This window comes from Hafnia sp. HMSC23F03, assembly GCF_001816025.1.
Lineage (GTDB): Bacteria > Pseudomonadota > Gammaproteobacteria > Enterobacterales > Enterobacteriaceae > Hafnia > Hafnia paralvei.
The window spans coordinates 66,525-83,129 of record NZ_KV824222.1 but is presented as its reverse complement, the minus strand read 5'-3'; the positions used below and the strand labels follow the sequence as shown (position 1 = coordinate 83,129).

Genomic DNA, 16,605 nt, shown 5'->3' with positions numbered 1-16,605 from the left:
GGTCAACACATCAGCAACTTTAATTATGAAGGATATAGCCATCTAGATGTTTACACATCCATAATCCACAGGTACTGTGTATCGAACAAGCGCAAATTATTCACACTCAAGGTGAAAGACTCTCATGATCGAACTGAAACACTTAAGGACGCTGCAAGCACTGAGGAATACAGGCTCTTTAGCTGCAGCCGCAGCACAGCTGCATCAAACACAGTCAGCCCTTTCTCATCAGTTCAGTGATTTAGAGGAACGTCTGGGCTATCGCTTATTTGTGAGAAAAAGCCAGCCGCTACGTTTTACCGTGCAGGGTGAGATTATGTTGAGATTAGCGGAGCAGGTGCTGCCACAGATCCAGCAAGCCTTAAAAGCCTGTAACGAGCCCCATCAAAGCGCTCTGCGTATAGCGATTGAATGCCATAGCTGTATCCAATGGCTGACGCCAGCGTTAGATAAATTTCGCGAACATTGGCCAGACGTATCCGTCGATTTTCACTCCGGAGTGACCTTCGATCCTCAGCCAGCGTTGCAACAGGGCGAATTGGATTTAGTGATGACGTCCGATATTTTGCCGCGTAGTCATTTGCACTACACGCCGATGTTTGATTATGAAGTGCGCCTAGTACTCGCACCGGATCACCCTCTGGCGAATAAAGCTGAAATCACGCCGCAGGATCTGGCAGAGGAAACCTTGTTGATTTATCCGGTACAGCGTCAGCGCCTAGATGTGTGGAGACATTTCCTACAACCGGCTGGCATTACCCCTGCGCTGAAAAGCGTGGATAACACCTTGCTGCTGATTCAGATGGTTGCCGCACACATGGGTATTGCTGCATTACCGCATTGGGTCGTGGAGAATGTGGAACGTCAGGGCTTAGTGGTGACTAAGCCGCTGGGAGAAGGGTTGTGGAGCCGTTTGTACTCTGCGGTTCGCGATGGGGAACAAAACCAGCCCGTGACAGAAGCCTTTATTCATTCGGCGCGCCGCCATGCCTGCGAACATCTGCCCTTCGTACGCGACGCGGAAATCTATCACAGTAAAATTGCTAACGGACTGTCTCCTCACGACGAACAATCCAGCGCCGATGCACCCATAGCGAAAGCGCGATCACCGCGCCACCAGCAATCAGCCTGATCCAGTCAGGGTGCTGCTGCCAAATCGCCAGATTAACCAGCAGCCCTGCCGGAATGAGCACATTGTTCATGATGGCTAAGGTTCCAGCATCCACCTGAGTGGCACCATAGTTCCACATGAAATACCCCATGCCAGAAGCGCCAACGCCAAGCCAAATCAGGATCCCCCACTGCAAACTGGTCGTTGGCATCATTTGATGATGCCCAAATATCAGCCATGCCGGTAGGGCAATGCATAACGCGCCCAAGTAAAACCATGAAAACGCATTACGCTGCGGCATCGGGCTGATTTCCATCAAACGCTTGTAGCCAACCTGCCCAATCGCAAAGCAAATATTTGCTCCCTGAATCAGACCAAACCCCAGTAAAAACTGCGGGCTCAAAGGGTTATAGCGGATAATCAAAGCCCCCAAAACAGCGAGCAATGCGCTAAATAAGTATCCCCAGCGCAGGCGATTTCCTTGCATAAGATCGTAAATCAGCGTGACATAAATCGGCGTCATGATGGTGAACAGCAGAACTTCTGGCACCGACAGGTACAGGAACGACTGATAATAAAACAGGTACATCACGCCTAACTGACAGGCTCCGAGCGCCATATACAGCAGCGCCTGTTTGACCTGCACACCGCGAAAACGTAGGAAAGGTAAGAATACCAACGCAGCTAACGCGACACGCACCAATACCGCGAACCAACCATCAACCTGACCGGCAAGGTAAACGCCGATCAAGCTGAATGAAAATGCCCACAACACCGTGGTGAGAAGTAATAGAATCACGAAATTTTTCGTCCATTGCCGATTTAGAGGGCAATTCTACTGAAGGATGACGAGCAATGTTGGACGAAGTCGGTTTACAAGTGACTTATAATCAACCAAACAATTTGAAATGGCTGGAGCAAGTGAATGTCGCTAGCCCCCCGCAACTTGAAGTCTGACAGGTATATACGCCTTACTTCATTTCGGCCATCTGCCCCGCGTCCTCAACCCGAGCATGAAGCGCCAAGGCAGGAAAATCACGGAACGTGTAGTACTTGACGGGCTTAGGGAGCTGCTTCATGGAACGACCAGGCCAAAGCTGAAGTTCTCCCAACGCAGACATCTGCAAGCCAGCCCATGCGCTGGGAAGCTGTAAACGCAGCGGCTGCGCCTGCTCATCCGGCACCGGCGTAGGAACGCGATCGTCTTCCGTTTGATAGTTACGTTTTAACACCAAAAACTTCTCCGGCACGGCACGGTGGCTATCCCACCAGTTGCCATCCAGCATGTCGAATTGAAAACGCGTATCTTTGGCCGATACAGCTCCTAACTGCTGCAAGGCCGTTGGCAAAATGGCCTGCATGGACAGATTAAATTGCTCAACCGAACTCGAATGTCCCTGCAAAATAAGTGACGAGGCCAAACGCGCCCCTAACAGATTGGAGTAGAGATCTTCTGGCGAAAATGCCGAAATTCCCTCTGAAAATCCGGGAACAGATTCGAAACCATACCATTGAGCAATCTCATGCCACGCGGCAACCTGAAATGCCAAATAGCTTGAAAGATAGACCGCCAGCGTAAATCGCTCAGCTTCATTTTGCGGTGGGGTAAATGCGAATAAATGAATTTGACGCTGTGCGAGCTCTTCACTTAGCACGATAGTTTGTTCTTGACCCAACCGTGGCCAAATGTGGCTGAACAGAAAGAGCGTCATATCGGCCGTATCACGCACATGCGCGATATCAATAAACCCGCCATGAACGGTATAGACCAAACCATCTTGCTCGCTGCTGATCCCCATTAGATTAGCGACGGCACCCAATAAGCTGTCGTTATAGTGATGCTCGCCCAACTCATCAGCTTCAACCACGTTGTTTAGCTGGTAAAGCGGCACCGGAATACCTAGCGCCTGTGCCTTTAAATTATAGCCAAAAGCACAGCATGGCCGCAAACCATCCGGAGCAGAAAGCCTTTCAACCGTCGGCCATGCGCGCGTTGCTTGCTGAATCGGCGAGGTGGATAAATCTGGCACAATGGGGAGTTTAACTTGAGAGGAACAGGAAGATGACAGCAAGATGAGAGAAAATAGTCCATATTTTACGATGTTCAAAATGCTTCCCCTACCTGAAAATAAAATCCGGTACTTCCCTTACCAACACCCAGATCAAGGCGTACATTCATGCGTGGTTTGAATTCAAAACGATAGCCAACGCCCACGGACGGCAGCCAACGACTTTGCCCTAGATCGCTGGCTCTGGGTCCCATGGTGCCCGTCCCCAGCCAGCCGACAACGCCGTTGCGCCAGTCTAGCTTACGTCGGTATTCAACTTGGGTGCTTACCACGTTTCTATCGCGATAGCGCCCTTCATAATAACCACGCATGCGGTTATTACTTCCCAGAAGAGGCAACATATTCCACGGTACATCACCTTGTGTAAAGCGGCCATCCACTTCCCATGCCAAAATATTTTTTTCATCCAGCGCATGGTAAAGGGCATAACGACTATCCAGCGCATCAAAACGGGTATCACTCCCCAGCCCCGGCGCATAATGGGTGTAGGTGAGATTCACCAGCTGCCCGTGCCGTGGATTAGCGACAAAATCACGGGTGTCGTAAGTAAACGTAACACTCGCGCCTGAACTGAGCACCGACGTGCCCGCCTTTTCGCTTTCCAAAGTGCCTTTGTCTTTATCCTGAATTGAAGCCGCATGCACCGAAGAGAAAGACCAGCCAACACCTAAATAGGTGTTCGCCGCAATGCGATACAGAAGATCGGGTTTAGCACTGAATTCCTGCGAGGTGTATTTCTGTTTGTCGCTATCATTGCGGCCAGCACTGAATCCTGAGCCCCAATAGTAGGTCGGCATATCATTGAGAGCACCGCTCAAGTAGAAGCGCCAAGCATCGTCGGCAAAAAAACTATAATTATCCAGACCTATGCCAAAGGCGCCCGTAGAGCTGGCAAATCCGCTAAGCGAAAGCGTGGAGTTTTGGCTAACGTGATCGGTTTCATCGGGTCGGTACATCCCAACAACGGCTACGCCAACGCCAAGGCCTAACTCAGGTGTATAGAAGGGCCCCGGCATAACGCCCCAGTCGATACCTTTACTAGGATCGAACTGGTTATCTGCGCCTAACCCCACCAACCAGCTATCAACTTGTTGGCGTGAAGGCAGGAGATCCCCCGCCTGAACCAAGGTCGATATACTGAGGCAGCTCGCCAGACAAAGCCCTGCTATACCTCGCATTAAAAGCGATACTCACCGGAAACAAAGAAACTGTTACGTTCGGCAAAGCCAAACTCAGTGATCAGATTGAAATTACGAGTAACTTCATACTGCGCCCCGAGCAAAACGTTCCACGGCGATTGCAGATGCTGTTTAACGTCAAAGCGGCCTTTACCATCTTCGTTGGCCATCGCCATAAGCTTTTGCAACTCTGCGGGCATATTTAAATCGTTCAGATTGCCTTTAAACTCTTGCTGAACATCCTGATACATCGACCCCACCCAAACGTTGAGCTTACTGGGACCCATGTGCAACGCATCAATTGCAGGAATAGAGAAACGGTAACCTACACGCGGTGAAAGAGTGAATGCATCGATACTGCCATCAAGAATATCAAAACGTGTTTGGGTATAGTTGATGTCCACCATGCTAAACCAGTCACCATATCCCCCCACCAGCGTAGTACCAGCACCATAGGTGGTGCCTTTAAAATCCAGTTTAAAATCAATATCTTTCAGTGTTCCGTTCTGATTCATTCCATGAATAACGTTTGAAATTATTCTATTTAATGTATTGCTTAATCCTTTGAAATTAGAAGGATCGGAATCAACGGAAACATTTGATATTGAACTACCCTTGGTATGGCCAATAATTCCATAGACATTCATGAAAGGGAGCACCCATGCATCCAATTTCATTGTCTCAGTTTCACTCTTCTGGCGAGTCTTACCCACCTTGATATCAAACAGATTGGACGGTAAAGCGATGAAATTGCTTCCTGAACCTAAGCCCAGACCATTAAATGCAATACTATCAACGTTAATATTCTGTCGGATATTCATGTAGCTAACGCTAACACCAAAAGGCTCCGGCAATTCGTAACCCAGAGCTCTAGCCTCATCGCCCCAGAAAGGCAAATAGGATGAGGACGCTGACGAAACAGGCTTTTTCTCGCCCTGTTTTATTGCTGTTGCAGAGACTGTCTGCCCCCCACTCACATTCTGTTGCGGCAAGAGAAACTTAGGTGCGGCAGCCTGATCGATCATCGCTTGAGTGGCATCATCAGACTCTGGCAAATCAGCAAAGGCGAAAGAGGACATCATCGCTACCGGGATCAGCGCGAGCAGAGTTGAATTCTTCATTTTAGGTTTAGCTTTTATTTGAAATATGAATTGAATACTCGAATATGTGTGTAAAACGAATAATTACGAGCAGAAACCGCGCGAGTATACCAGCAAACGATGGGGGTTTAGCGCGTCATAAAATGCGAATCGCGGCTAAGATGCCTCTTAGCCGCGATTAATTTTTACTATTTTACATGTAGTTATGTAACTACTTCGCCTTTCTTAATAATCTTAAAGCATTAGCCGTTACCAATGCGGTAGCACCAGAATCAGCCAGAACCGCTAGCCACAAACCGGTAAGTCCTAATAAACTCGTCACCATAAAGATAGCCTTCAGGCCCAGCGCAATAGTGATATTTTGCCGAATGTTGGCATGAGTCGCACGAGACAGAGCAATAATCTCAGGTAATCCCGTTAGGCGGTTATGCGTCAACGCCGCATCGGCGGTTTCTAACGCGACATCCGAGCCACTGCCCATGGCTATCCCAATGCTGGCCGCTTTCATCGCTGGCGCATCATTAATGCCGTCGCCCACCATCGCCGTGTCTGCTTTTCGGCTCAATGCCGTGACGGCTTCAACTTTATCCGCAGGCAGTAAGCTTGCACGAAAATCAATACCGAGCTGGCTGGCAATCGCCGCCGCGGCGCGTGGGTTATCGCCTGTAAGCATTACTCCGCTGATCCCCATGCGCTTAAGCTGTGCAATCGCCTCCACCGCATCAGCGCGTAGCGTATCGCTTAATGCGATCAGGCCAACCGGCACCTGAGCCTGAACCACTACCACCACCGTTTTTCCTGCACTTTCCAACTCATGCACCTGCGCTAACGCCACTTCTGACAACGCATTTTGCGCCAGCTTAGAAGGTGCCATTACCTGAATCAGTTCACCGTTGATATAGCCTTCGACGCCAATGCCCGCCTTAGCTTGGCGTTCATCTGCCGTCAGTTGCGCTAACTTCTGTTCAGTCACTTTGCGCACGATGGCCTGCGCCAACGGATGATGAGAACCCACTTCCACCGAGGCTGCAAGCGTGAGAACTCGCTCCGAATCCACGTCGCCCAGAGCCACCACGTCGGTGACCTGCGGAGTACCTTGCGTCAACGTTCCGGTTTTATCGAACGCAATCGTGGTGACTCGCCCTAACTGTTCCAGCGCTGCGCCACCTTTAATCAAAGCGCCACGGCGTGTTGCGGCGGCTAAACCTGAAGTGATCGCTGCTGGAGTAGAAATAACTAGCGCACAAGGGCAGCCGATCAACAACATTGTTAAACCGCGATAGATCCACGTATCCCACTGCTGAGCAAAAAAGAGCGGTGGAACCACAATCACCAGTAGCGAGAACAGCATGATCGCCGGCGTGTAATAGCGGCTAAAGCGATCCAGAAAACGCTCAATAGGCGCACGACGTTCATCAGCTTCTTCAATTAATTGTAGGATGCGATCAATTGCATTATTGCCCGGCTCCGACACCACACGTAGCTGGCAAACACGATCGACCACCAGAGAACCCGCCGCAACTTTCTCACCGCTTTGGCGCTCCACGGGTACGGATTCACCGGTTAATGCACTTTCGTCGAAGCTCACGCCATCAGCCAGTAGCTCAGCGTCTGCTGGCATACGCGCCCCCGGCGCAACTTCAATTATCTGCCCCGGCAACAGCGAAGAGACGGCAACCGTTTTGCGCTGACCGTTTTCAATCACGATGGCTTCTTCGGGCACCAGAGCCATTAATGCACTCACGCCCTTGCGTGCACGGTTAGCTGCATAAGACTCTAATAGCTCACCGATCATAAACAGCAGCAATACCATGGCTGCTTCTTCGGTCGCGCCAATAAACAGAGCGCCAATCGCGGCGATACTCATGAGCGTTTCGATCGCAAATGGCGTGCCGCTGCGAGTGAGTTTCCACGCTTGGCGTACCACTGGCGCTAAACCCACCAAGGTCGTCGCAATAAAGGCAATACGCCCTAATGCTGGACTAAACTGTTCAATGCCATAGCTGACAATCATCAAAACAACCAAAGAGATCAGCAGGCCGTATTCTTTCCAAAAGCTATTTTCTGGCGGTGGCGTCGTGCCATTCACGCCAAGGAGAACGAAGCCCGCGTTTTCAACCGCAGTCTGTACTTTTTTACTGACGTCATGACCCGCATCGACCACCAGCTTTTCTGTGGCAAATAACACGGCGGCATGATTAACACCGGGGATCCCACTCACTGCGGTTTCTATTTTCTTAGCGCAGCTTGGGCAGTCCATCCCACGAACTTTCCAGCTAAAACGTTGGCTGCCAACCGGTGGTGGAGTCAGAGAGGAACCTGAGGGGTGTTCATCCTCATCATCATTGTCATGGCAATGACCGCTGCTACAGCAACTGTCCCCACCCGATTTGGATCCTGCCGAATCGGTTTGTGTATCCTGATGCTCATGAGCTGTCGAACAACAGCCGTGCTGCGTTTTGCTATGGCTATGGCCACAGCCACATGAAGAGTGTCCGTGAGCATGATTCGGCTCATGGGAGTGATGAATGTGTTCAGACATGCTGACCTCCGTGGTGTTTTCCGCTAACGGATGAAGATGGATTTCCAAGATTTTAGGGAAGTCTACACCTTGGAGTCGACTCCAGAGTCAAGGGTTTAAATGAGATAAATTCTTGTTTTGCATATTCCGGAGATGAAACAACTTTCATGATAAATCTAGATCTTGTTCTGATTTTTTGAACAGAGGGATGAGTTTTTTACGCTTTCTTATTATCGGCTTAGGTCTAAACTAAATTTCAACGACAAGAGCCTGATTGGCTGGCTCATAGGAGATTTTGATTATGATTTATATCCGTAAAGCAAATGACCGTGGTCACGCAAATCATGGTTGGCTCGATAGCTGGCACTCTTTCTCTTTCGCTGATTACTACGATCCCGATTTTATGGGATTCTCAGCGTTACGCGTGATTAACGACGATAGAATCGCTGCAGGTGAAGGTTTCCCAACTCATCCGCATAAAGACATGGAAATCCTGACCTATGTAATGGAAGGCGCCGTTGCTCACCAAGACAGCATGGGCAATAAAGAGCAGGTTAACGCCGGTGAGTTCCAGATCATGAGCGCCGGTACCGGTATTCGCCACTCTGAATTCAATGCTCATCAGGATCGCGACTTACATCTGTATCAGATTTGGATCATTCCCGATCAGAAAAACCTGACACCTCGCTACGAGCAAAAAGCGTTCGACGTGCCACAAGGGCGCCAGTTGGTACTCTCTCCTGATGCTCGCGACGGGTCATTGAAAGTGTTCCAAGACATGACACTAACCCGTTGGGCGCTGCTGAAAGACGAGCAGAGCGTCTATCAGATGCAGGCAGATCGCCGCGTTTGGATTCAGGTTGTCAAAGGCAACGTTTCCATCAACGGCCAACACGTTAGCACCGCCGACGGCGTTGCCATCTGGGATGAAGCGGCAATTTCTATCCATGCTGATGATAAAGCGGAAATCCTGCTGTTCGATCTGCCAGCTGTATGACCCATTAGATAACGTGTTCAATGCCAGCCTAAGGGCTGGCATTTTTTATGCCTGAAATTCTTTGTCAGACTATTTTTTCCACAATTAATGGTTTGCCAAAGTCTCACAAGAGATCCCCCAAAGCGCGATGTTTCGCATGATATGCGTAACATTTGTTTTATACGTGACATTGTTTTTTTGCTAAACTGTCTACATTCGTCCGAACATTAGTTATTTCATTGAAAATGAAGAAAAAACGCCCTGTACTTCAAGATGTCGCAGACAAAGTTGGTGTGACAAAAATGACGGTAAGCCGTTATTTGCGTAACCCTGAGCAAGTCTCTGCCGCACTTCAAACAAAAATTGCAGTGGCCTTGGACGAATTGGGATACATCCCTAATCGCGCACCGGACATTCTCTCCAACTCAACGAGCCGCGCGATTGGCGTGCTTCTGCCTTCTCTGACCAACCAAGTTTTCGCCGATGTTATTCGTGGCATAGAAAGCGTCACCGACGCGCATGGCTATCAAACCATGCTAGCGCACTATGGCTATCGCCAAGAAAAAGAAGAAGAGCGCTTACTGTCTCTGCTCTCTTACAACGTCGATGGGCTAATCCTGTCTGAACGCAGCCACACTGCTCGCACCCGTAAGATGATCGAAGTGTCAGGCGTACCCGTCGTGGAAATGATGGACTGCGTGACGCCGTGTATTGATATCGCGGTTGGGTTCGATAACTTCGAAGCCGCTCGCCAAATGACTCAGGCCATCATCGATCGCGGTCATCGCAAAGTGGTTTATTTTGGCGCTCGCCAAGATGAGCGTACGGTCATCAAACAGCATGGCTATGAAGCGGCAATGAATCATGCCGGCTTAGAGCCTCGTAGTGTCATGATCCCACGAGGTTCCTCTTACTCCGTCGGCAGTGAGCTACTGCGTGAAGCGCTAGAACGCTATCCAGACATGGATAGTATCTTCTGCACCAACGATGACTTAGCCGCAGGTGCTGCCTTTGAATGTCAGCGTTTGGGTCTGCGTATTCCTCAAGATATGGCGATCGCCGGTTTCCACGGCCACGATATTGGTCAGGTCATGACCCCGAAACTCGCCAGCGTATTAACACCTCGCCAGCGCATGGGGCAAATTGCCGCAGAGCGCATGCTCGCACGCCTACGTGGCGAAACCATTTCGTCCCAAATGGTTGACGTTGGTTTCACACTTCTCTACGGCGGCAGCATCTAAAACCGCATAAGCAACTACTCACATATAGTTAATTACCGTTACTAACTGAGAGTAACCTCACAGTTATTGAAGCTACTTTGTCACGGTTCTTGCTAATTATTATCTCTGCTCAGACAATGTTACCCATAACAAGTTACCAGTAACATTACGTTTAGCGGATAGTCTTCTGTCCCCTCTCTGGAGTAGAAATGAGCGATCAAAAACCACAACACCACGTTTTTATCCTGATGGGCGTATCTGGCAGCGGTAAATCTGCTGTTGCAACTTCCGTAGCCCAACAGCTTGGCGCAGGTTTCCTAGATGGAGACTTCTTACACCCCCGCGCTAATATCCAAAAAATGTCCGAAGGCCATGCGCTGAATGACGAAGACCGCACGCCTTGGCTGAAAGCGGTTAACGACGCCATTTTTGCTATGCAACGTACCAACGACGTCTCTCTGATCGTGTGTTCTGCACTGAAAAAGCGCTATCGCGACATGCTGCGCGACGGCAATAAAAACGTTTCTTTTATCTATCTAAAAGGCGATTTCGATTTGATCGAAAGCCGCCTGTTAGCGCGTAAAGGCCATTTCTTTAAACCGCAGATGCTAGTTTCACAATTTGAAGCGTTAGAAGAACCTACCAGCGATGAACATGACGTTCATGCTGTCGACATCAGCCTCCCACTGGACGGTGTTGTTGAAAATACAATTACAACCATTAAATCTGTGATTTCTCAGGGGTCATAATGAGCACCTTCACTCTCGTCTTTACCGCAGTCGGCTCCGTCCTACTGTTGTTGTTCCTGGTAATGAAAGCACGTATGCACGCTTTTGTTGCTCTGATGCTGGTATCTATCGGCGCAGGCATCTTCTCTGGAATGCCGCTGGATATGATTGCCAAGACCATGGAAAAAGGCATGGGGGGCACTTTAGGCTTCCTCGCTATCGTCGTCGCTCTGGGTGCCATGTTCGGTAAAATCCTGCATGAAACCGGCGCGTTGGATCAGATCGCGGCCAAACTGCTTGATAGCTTCGGTGAAAAACGTGCGCACTATGCGCTGGGTATCGCGGGTCTAGTATGCGCGCTGCCGCTTTTCTTCGACGTCGCCATCGTTCTGCTGATTGGTGTAGTCTTCGCCGTTGCTCGTCGTACCAACGGTAACGTGGTTAAACTGGCTATCCCTCTGTTTGCGGGTGTTGCGGGTGCCGCAGCGTTCCTGTTACCAGGTCCAACGCCTATGCTGCTGGCCTCTCAGATGGGTGCAGACTATGGCTGGATGATTCTAATCGGCCTGTGTGCTGCTATTCCTGGCATGATTCTAGCGGGTCCTCTGTTTGGTAACTTCATCAGCAAGTATGTCACTCTGGATCTGCCTGCTGATATCCAAGAGCCAAGCTTAGATAAGAGTAAACTGCCTTCATTCGGCTTCAGCTTAGCGCTGGTTTTATTCCCGCTGGTTCTGGTTGGTATGAAAACCATCGGTGCTCGCTTCGTAGCAGAAGGTTCCGAACTGCACAAATGGTTGGAGTTCATCGGCCACCCATTCACCGCAATTCTGCTGGCTTGTCTGGTTGCCATTTATGGTCTGGCTATCCGTCGGGGCATGAGCAAAGAGAAAGTCATGGAAGTGTGTTCCGCGGCGATCCAGCCTGCAGGTATCATCCTTCTGGTGACCGGTGCGGGCGGCGTCTTCAAACAAATCTTGGTTGATTCCGGCGTAGGTCCAGCTCTGGGTAACTCTTTGATTGGTGCGGGTCTGCCAATTGCTGTGGCTTGCTTCGTACTCGCCGCTGCGGTTCGTGTGATTCAGGGTTCCGCTACCGTTGCGTGTTTAACGACGGTAGGTTTGGTTCTTCCGGTAATCGGCGAGCTGGGTTACAACGGCGCACAGATGGCTGCACTGTCTATCTGTATCGCGGGGGGTTCCATCGTACTGAGCCACGTAAACGACTCCGGCTTCTGGCTGTTTGGTAAATTCACCGGTGCCACCGAAGCACAAACGCTGAAAACCTGGTCAATCATGGAAACCATTTTGGGTACCACGGGCGCAGTCGTTGGTATGATCTTCTTCGCTGCGATGTAATTTGTCCCTGCGATAATCAATCCTTTCCAGCCTGAAAACGCCTGATGCTCTCATCAGGCGTTTTTTTGTGGGAAGCGAAAACCCGCCTTTTTAAAAATCCCTATACCCTTTATTCATCCTTGATGCCAAGCTTGTACTGGATCAGTATTCATAGACGCGATCTCACATAATGTGACCGAACCAAGTTATTTAGGCGATGGGAATGAAGCTAACGGACATGAAACGGACATGGATTGTAATAGGTATGGTGGCGCTTTTTTGCAGCATACTTTTTAGTCTTTATCGAAATCCCTCATCAGAAACAGCGGGGGGAAATCTCACGCCATGGGATCAGCAAGCCTATGTTTGGCAAAGAGTCTGGACCCCGCAGCATCAAGACGCACTTTTGCAAAGCCATGAGCTATTTTCTGGCCTACGGGTGTTGGGGCTACAGCTCAATCGCGATGAAGGCTTACGAAAAATCGCCGTAGATACCCAAATGCTGCGGCAAGATGGACGTCCCGTCTGGTTAGTGGTTCGCCTTGATGGGCAACTACAGCATATTGATTCGTCGTTGGTGTTTGAAAATCTACTGAGCCAGCTACACCAGTGGCAACAGAGTGGTCTAAGCGTCACGGGTGTTGAAATTGACTATGATTCCCCCAGTTCAAAACTGGTGGTTTATCAACAATTTCTTAAGCTACTGCGAACTAGGCTACCGCAGGATCTGCAACTCAGCCTAACGCTGTTACCTACATGGCTAGACTCCCCTTATTTACCTGCGTTAGTTCAGCAGGCGGACCTATCCGTGTTACAGGTGCATGCCGTCCTTTCGCCAGAGAAAGGGTTATTCGATGCTGAATTAGCGGCTAGCTGGATCAAACGTTATAGCAAAGTGACACAAAAACCATTTTATGTCGCATTACCGGCCTATGGCATAGGACTGGCGGGTTTTCAGGATCAACAGCCCGTGGTAGAGAGTGAAAGTTCCCTCTACATTGCAGGCCAAATGCAAGAGATCTCGGTGCAGCCTCAGACTATGGCTGATTTTTTATCTCAGCTTAAGTTGCAGCATACCCCCCATTTAAAAGGGCTAATCTGGTTTCGCTTGCCTCTCGAGGGCGACCGTAGAGCTTGGTCCATGCCAACGCTGAAAGCGGTGATCCTGCAACAGCCGTTGACCGTTCAATGGATTATTGATGTGCAGCCCCAACCTGCGGAGCCTGGTCAGACTGACGCTTTATATAATTTGGTACTGCGTAACAAGGGGCAAATAGATAGCGTTATGCCCAAAGAGATTACCATTTCCAGCGATCGTTGCCAGATAGCGGACGCCATCGGAAATTATCGTTTAGACAGCGGCGATCAGCCGCTACGTTTTATTCGTATTCACTCTCAGCAACTGCGAGCAAGCCGGAGTCAGGCTATAGGATGGGCTCGTTGTACTCTATTGGATCAAGGAGATATTCATGTTGCACCTTAGGCTATTTGCTCGGCAAAGGCGTTGCAAAACCCTGCTTTCCTTAAGTCTGGCACTCGCAACCACGCTGATGCCTTTCGCCCCTGCGAATGCCTGCGGCCCTCATTTTTATAACCGCTTATTAGTCGAACGCAATAAAACGTTGCTTGATATGCCCGAAGGGAATTTTGCTTTTGAGACTAGTTTGTTCGCCGATTTTGATAAAACGCTCCCCATCTGGAAAAAAACCGCAGAGATCGCCACAGAGGAAGAAATCAAAGCCCAGATGAGCGAGAAGGAGCTGCGCACGGCTAATATTATCGCCCAAATGCGAGCCAGTATTAGCCTTGAGCAAGCTGACGCTCTCAGCAAAGGATTAACCCCCGAAGAGCGGCTATATACCCTCGGTGCCGTAGCCTTCAGCCTGGTGGATACTTCAAGTGCTGCTGATTATTTCACCCAGGTACTGGCTCTACCGGAAAATGAACAACGGGTTTACGGACTGGCTGCGCAATATTCTTTAGGTCGAGCTCTGATGGATGACTACATCACCGACACCCAAGAAAGCTCCCTTTTGTCTAGAGCTGATTCTGCCGATCACGTTCAGCTCAAACTTGCGCTAGCCGCATTCCAAAAAGTGATCGATCGCGTTAAGAGCGGCGAGCCTGATGATGCGCTCTTGTCACTCAGCAGCCTTGGTCAACAGGCAGAGATTTATTTCTGGCTGGGAGATATTGCTACTTCAATACATCTTTATGCCCAACAGTCTGTGCAAGGCGATCCCAGTGGTAGCGCATCGCTGCGTATTATCGCCAATATATTGATGAAACCGCAGAATGAAAAATTACTGAAAAAAGCGATTAAAGACCCATTGGTGCAGCAGCTACTGGCTATTCAGTTATTTAGTGATAGCGGGAGCTGGCTGGACGATGAACATAGTAATGAGAAATCGCAAATTACCACCAAAATACTCGCGTTAATAAACTCATCGGCTGGAACGGGTTTTAAAGGCAGTGACAGTCTGGCAGCGATAGCCTATCGTTCTGGCAAATATGATATGGCAGCTACACTGCTGAAAAACTCCGGTGACAGCGCGTTAAGCTGGTGGCTTCGGGCAAAAATGGCGCTGCGCAACGGCGACATGAAAGCCGCAGCTGCGGCCTACGCTAAAGCGGTAGAAAGTTTCCCGCCGTCAGATCGCGGGACTGCTGATGAACCTTCGCTTCTAGAAAGGCGAGTATGTCTGGTATCTGGTGAGCAAGGTGTTCTCGCTCTTAATCGCGGTGACTATTTGCAGGCAATGGCGCTATTTTATCGCGGAAAATATATTTACCGTGCGGATCTTCTGGATATTGCTGAGCGGGTATTAACCCTTGATGAGCTAAAAGGATTTGTTGATAAGAACGTACATACCACTGCTGACATCTTGCCCAGACCTATAAATGAGGATGAGAAAATCTATTATATCGGTCCGATAATGACGCCAGATGCTGAACTGCGTGAAGTCTTAGCCCGTCGCTTGATGCGCGCTAAACGCTATGATGAAGCCCTACCTTATTTCCAAACAGCCCAACATCGCCAGTGGGCAAAGCAGTTTATCGATAATCTCAATACTGCTCAGAATCCAAAGATAGAAAAACGTGTCCGTGCTCAAGCTTATTATCAGTCTGCGCTAATATTGCGAGACCAGGGATTGGAATTAACCAGCTATGCCATGACGCCCGACTATGCAATTTATCGTTCTATCTATTCCTATGTCGGTGATACCTACGATCTTAGCTGGCAACAGGATGAAAATATTCCGAATGATGGAATTCAGCCCCAAAGCTGGATTACCCCAAATGAAGCTGCGAGGGCTAAAGCGGCATTGCCTAAAACCAATAATCAATTTTTGCATTACCGCTGGAAGGCTGCTGAGTTAGCGTCAAAGTCCGCAGATCTTTTATCGCCAAAAAGCCAAGCTTATACGGCAGTATTATGTCACGCACGGAGTTGGATTAAGAACCGAGACCGCGAAGGAGGGGCAAAACTCTATCGTCGCTATACAAAAACGGGGACTTATTACAGCCAAGTGGTGCATTCTCAATCTAGCTTCAAGTGCCCGAAGCCTGACTTTACCCATCAGGGATAATCGCACTACGTGGGCTTAACTTCTTGAGTATCAATTTTCTATTCAATAGAAACTACAAAAGGCGGGCCGATCAATCAGCCCGCCTTTTTATATGTATTAATCAATGGAATTATGAACGCGAGAAAATTAGATGTAGACCGAAACCGATAAACAGAACGCCCGCAACGCCGTCGATCCACTTAGCTAAACGCTGATAGCCACGACGCATTACCGGCAGGGCAAACACGGAGGCCACAATGCTGAACCATACGAAGGTTTCTGCCACAATCATCACAAACAGCCCCACGCGCTCAGGCGTGCTGACGTTGTCACCAACGAACAGGGAAAACACCGAGCCAAAATAAATAACCGCTTTTGGGTTAGATAAGTTGGTTAGGAAGCCACGTAAAAAGGTTTTTCCACGCGCAGGTAAAGTCACGTTGACCTCATCACTGTTATCCATCTGTCCTTTGGCTCGCGCAGATTTTAAGAGCTGATACCCCATCCATGTAAGGTACAAGCCCCCGCCAACGGTAATAATGCTGTGCAGCCACGCCATTTTCATGAGCAGCAAATGCAGCCCCATCAGCGCCACCGCAGCCCAAATAACAATACCCAGTGTAATCCCTACAACACCCTGCATGGCTTCAGCGCGAGAGCGGCTAACCGCCGTTTGAGAAACAAAAAAGAAGTCGGGACCTGGAGCCATCAAGGCCACCAGATGAACCAATGCCACCGTCAAAAACAACATCATCGGAGTGAACTCTTATAATTAGAAGGGAAATTCATGCTACCA

13 protein-coding genes are annotated in these 16,605 nt (G+C 49.4%); 7 read left to right on the top strand and 6 right to left on the bottom strand.

Going from position 1 to position 16,605, the window contains the following annotated elements:
• Nucleotides 1-124: 124 nt before the first annotated feature.
• The gene (gene metR / locus HMPREF3091_RS10385; protein ID WP_004089354.1) at nucleotides 125-1,132 is read left to right on the top strand and encodes an HTH-type transcriptional regulator MetR; all 1,008 of its coding nucleotides are present in this window, start codon (nucleotides 125-127) and stop codon (nucleotides 1,130-1,132) included.
• On the opposite strand, the gene HMPREF3091_RS10380 is transcribed toward metR, so the two are convergent.
• From HMPREF3091_RS10380 to HMPREF3091_RS10360, 5 genes are all read right to left on the bottom strand, one after another.
• The gene (locus HMPREF3091_RS10380) at nucleotides 1,044-1,910 is read right to left on the bottom strand and encodes a carboxylate/amino acid/amine transporter (RefSeq protein ID WP_070715686.1); all 867 of its coding nucleotides are present in this window, start codon (nucleotides 1,908-1,910) and stop codon (nucleotides 1,044-1,046) included. The two genes, metR and HMPREF3091_RS10380, sit on opposite strands and share 89 nt — an antisense overlap.
• Nucleotides 1,911-2,082: 172 nt before the next feature.
• Nucleotides 2,083-3,222 (bottom strand): DUF4056 domain-containing protein, encoded by a 1,140-nt coding sequence (locus tag HMPREF3091_RS10375; protein WP_139146209.1) that lies wholly within the window; start codon nucleotides 3,220-3,222, stop codon nucleotides 2,083-2,085.
• Entirely contained in the window at nucleotides 3,216-4,358 is a 1,143-nt protein-coding gene (locus HMPREF3091_RS10370; RefSeq protein ID WP_070715684.1) for a BamA/TamA family outer membrane protein, read from the bottom strand. Before HMPREF3091_RS10370 ends, HMPREF3091_RS10375 begins: the two co-directional genes overlap by 7 nt.
• Nucleotides 4,358-5,479 carry a hypothetical protein gene (locus HMPREF3091_RS10365; protein WP_070715682.1) on the bottom strand — a complete coding sequence of 374 codons (1,122 nt, stop codon included), beginning with the start codon at nucleotides 5,477-5,479 and terminating at the stop codon, nucleotides 4,358-4,360. The genes HMPREF3091_RS10370 and HMPREF3091_RS10365 overlap by 1 nt, the downstream gene beginning before the upstream one ends.
• A 190-nt stretch (nucleotides 5,480-5,669) precedes the next feature.
• The gene (locus tag HMPREF3091_RS10360) at nucleotides 5,670-8,000 is read right to left on the bottom strand and encodes a zinc/cadmium/mercury/lead-transporting ATPase (RefSeq protein ID WP_070715681.1); all 2,331 of its coding nucleotides are present in this window, start codon (nucleotides 7,998-8,000) and stop codon (nucleotides 5,670-5,672) included.
• A 280-nt stretch (nucleotides 8,001-8,280) separates the two neighbouring features.
• Between HMPREF3091_RS10360 and HMPREF3091_RS10355 the strand changes: the two genes are divergently transcribed.
• The 6 genes from HMPREF3091_RS10355 (at nucleotide 8,281) to HMPREF3091_RS10330 (ending at nucleotide 15,830) form a co-directional block, all read left to right on the top strand.
• Nucleotides 8,281-8,976, top strand: coding sequence for a pirin family protein (locus HMPREF3091_RS10355; RefSeq protein ID WP_004089341.1), 696 nt, complete (start codon nucleotides 8,281-8,283; stop codon nucleotides 8,974-8,976).
• Between the two features lie 224 nt (nucleotides 8,977-9,200).
• The gene (gene gntR / locus HMPREF3091_RS10350; RefSeq protein WP_004089340.1) at nucleotides 9,201-10,196 is read left to right on the top strand and encodes a gluconate operon transcriptional repressor GntR; all 996 of its coding nucleotides are present in this window, start codon (nucleotides 9,201-9,203) and stop codon (nucleotides 10,194-10,196) included.
• Between the two features lie 188 nt (nucleotides 10,197-10,384).
• Nucleotides 10,385-10,924, top strand: coding sequence for a gluconokinase (gene gntK / locus HMPREF3091_RS10345; RefSeq protein WP_070715679.1), 540 nt, complete (start codon nucleotides 10,385-10,387; stop codon nucleotides 10,922-10,924).
• Nucleotides 10,924-12,261, top strand: a complete 1,338-nt coding sequence (gene gntU / locus HMPREF3091_RS10340) for a gluconate transporter (RefSeq protein ID WP_004089336.1) — start codon at nucleotides 10,924-10,926, stop codon at nucleotides 12,259-12,261. The genes gntK and gntU overlap by 1 nt, the downstream gene beginning before the upstream one ends.
• Nucleotides 12,262-12,463: 202 nt before the next feature.
• On the top strand, nucleotides 12,464-13,723 hold the full coding sequence (locus HMPREF3091_RS10335; protein ID WP_246839977.1) for a DUF3142 domain-containing protein: 1,260 nt from the start codon (nucleotides 12,464-12,466) through the stop codon (nucleotides 13,721-13,723).
• The gene (locus HMPREF3091_RS10330) at nucleotides 13,710-15,830 is read left to right on the top strand and encodes a tetratricopeptide repeat protein (RefSeq protein ID WP_070715676.1); all 2,121 of its coding nucleotides are present in this window, start codon (nucleotides 13,710-13,712) and stop codon (nucleotides 15,828-15,830) included. Before HMPREF3091_RS10335 ends, HMPREF3091_RS10330 begins: the two co-directional genes overlap by 14 nt.
• A gap of 109 nt (nucleotides 15,831-15,939) precedes the next feature.
• On the opposite strand, the gene rhtC is transcribed toward HMPREF3091_RS10330, so the two are convergent.
• Complete coding sequence (rhtC, locus tag HMPREF3091_RS10325) at nucleotides 15,940-16,563, bottom strand: threonine export protein RhtC (protein ID WP_070715675.1); 624 nt, start codon at nucleotides 16,561-16,563, stop codon at nucleotides 15,940-15,942.
• Nucleotides 16,564-16,605: the final 42 nt, after the last annotated feature.

Bases quoted from the DNA above. Each gene is read 5' to 3' on its own strand.
- HMPREF3091_RS10370 (WP_070715684.1), bottom strand. From the start codon at position 4,358: ATGCGAGGTATAGCAGGGCTTTGTCTGGCGAGCTGCCTCAGTATATCG.
- gntK (WP_070715679.1), top strand. From the start codon at position 10,385: ATGAGCGATCAAAAACCACAACACCACGTTTTTATCCTGATGGGCGTA.
- HMPREF3091_RS10355 (WP_004089341.1), top strand. From the start codon at position 8,281: ATGATTTATATCCGTAAAGCAAATGACCGTGGTCACGCAAATCATGGT.
- metR (WP_004089354.1), top strand. From the start codon at position 125: ATGATCGAACTGAAACACTTAAGGACGCTGCAAGCACTGAGGAATACA.
- HMPREF3091_RS10365 (WP_070715682.1), bottom strand. From the start codon at position 5,479: ATGAAGAATTCAACTCTGCTCGCGCTGATCCCGGTAGCGATGATGTCC.
- gntR (WP_004089340.1), top strand. From the start codon at position 9,201: ATGAAGAAAAAACGCCCTGTACTTCAAGATGTCGCAGACAAAGTTGGT.
- HMPREF3091_RS10330 (WP_070715676.1), top strand. From the start codon at position 13,710: ATGTTGCACCTTAGGCTATTTGCTCGGCAAAGGCGTTGCAAAACCCTG.
- rhtC (WP_070715675.1), bottom strand. From the start codon at position 16,563: ATGATGTTGTTTTTGACGGTGGCATTGGTTCATCTGGTGGCCTTGATG.
- gntU (WP_004089336.1), top strand. From the start codon at position 10,924: ATGAGCACCTTCACTCTCGTCTTTACCGCAGTCGGCTCCGTCCTACTG.
- HMPREF3091_RS10335 (WP_246839977.1), top strand. From the start codon at position 12,464: ATGAAGCTAACGGACATGAAACGGACATGGATTGTAATAGGTATGGTG.
- HMPREF3091_RS10360 (WP_070715681.1), bottom strand. From the start codon at position 8,000: ATGTCTGAACACATTCATCACTCCCATGAGCCGAATCATGCTCACGGA.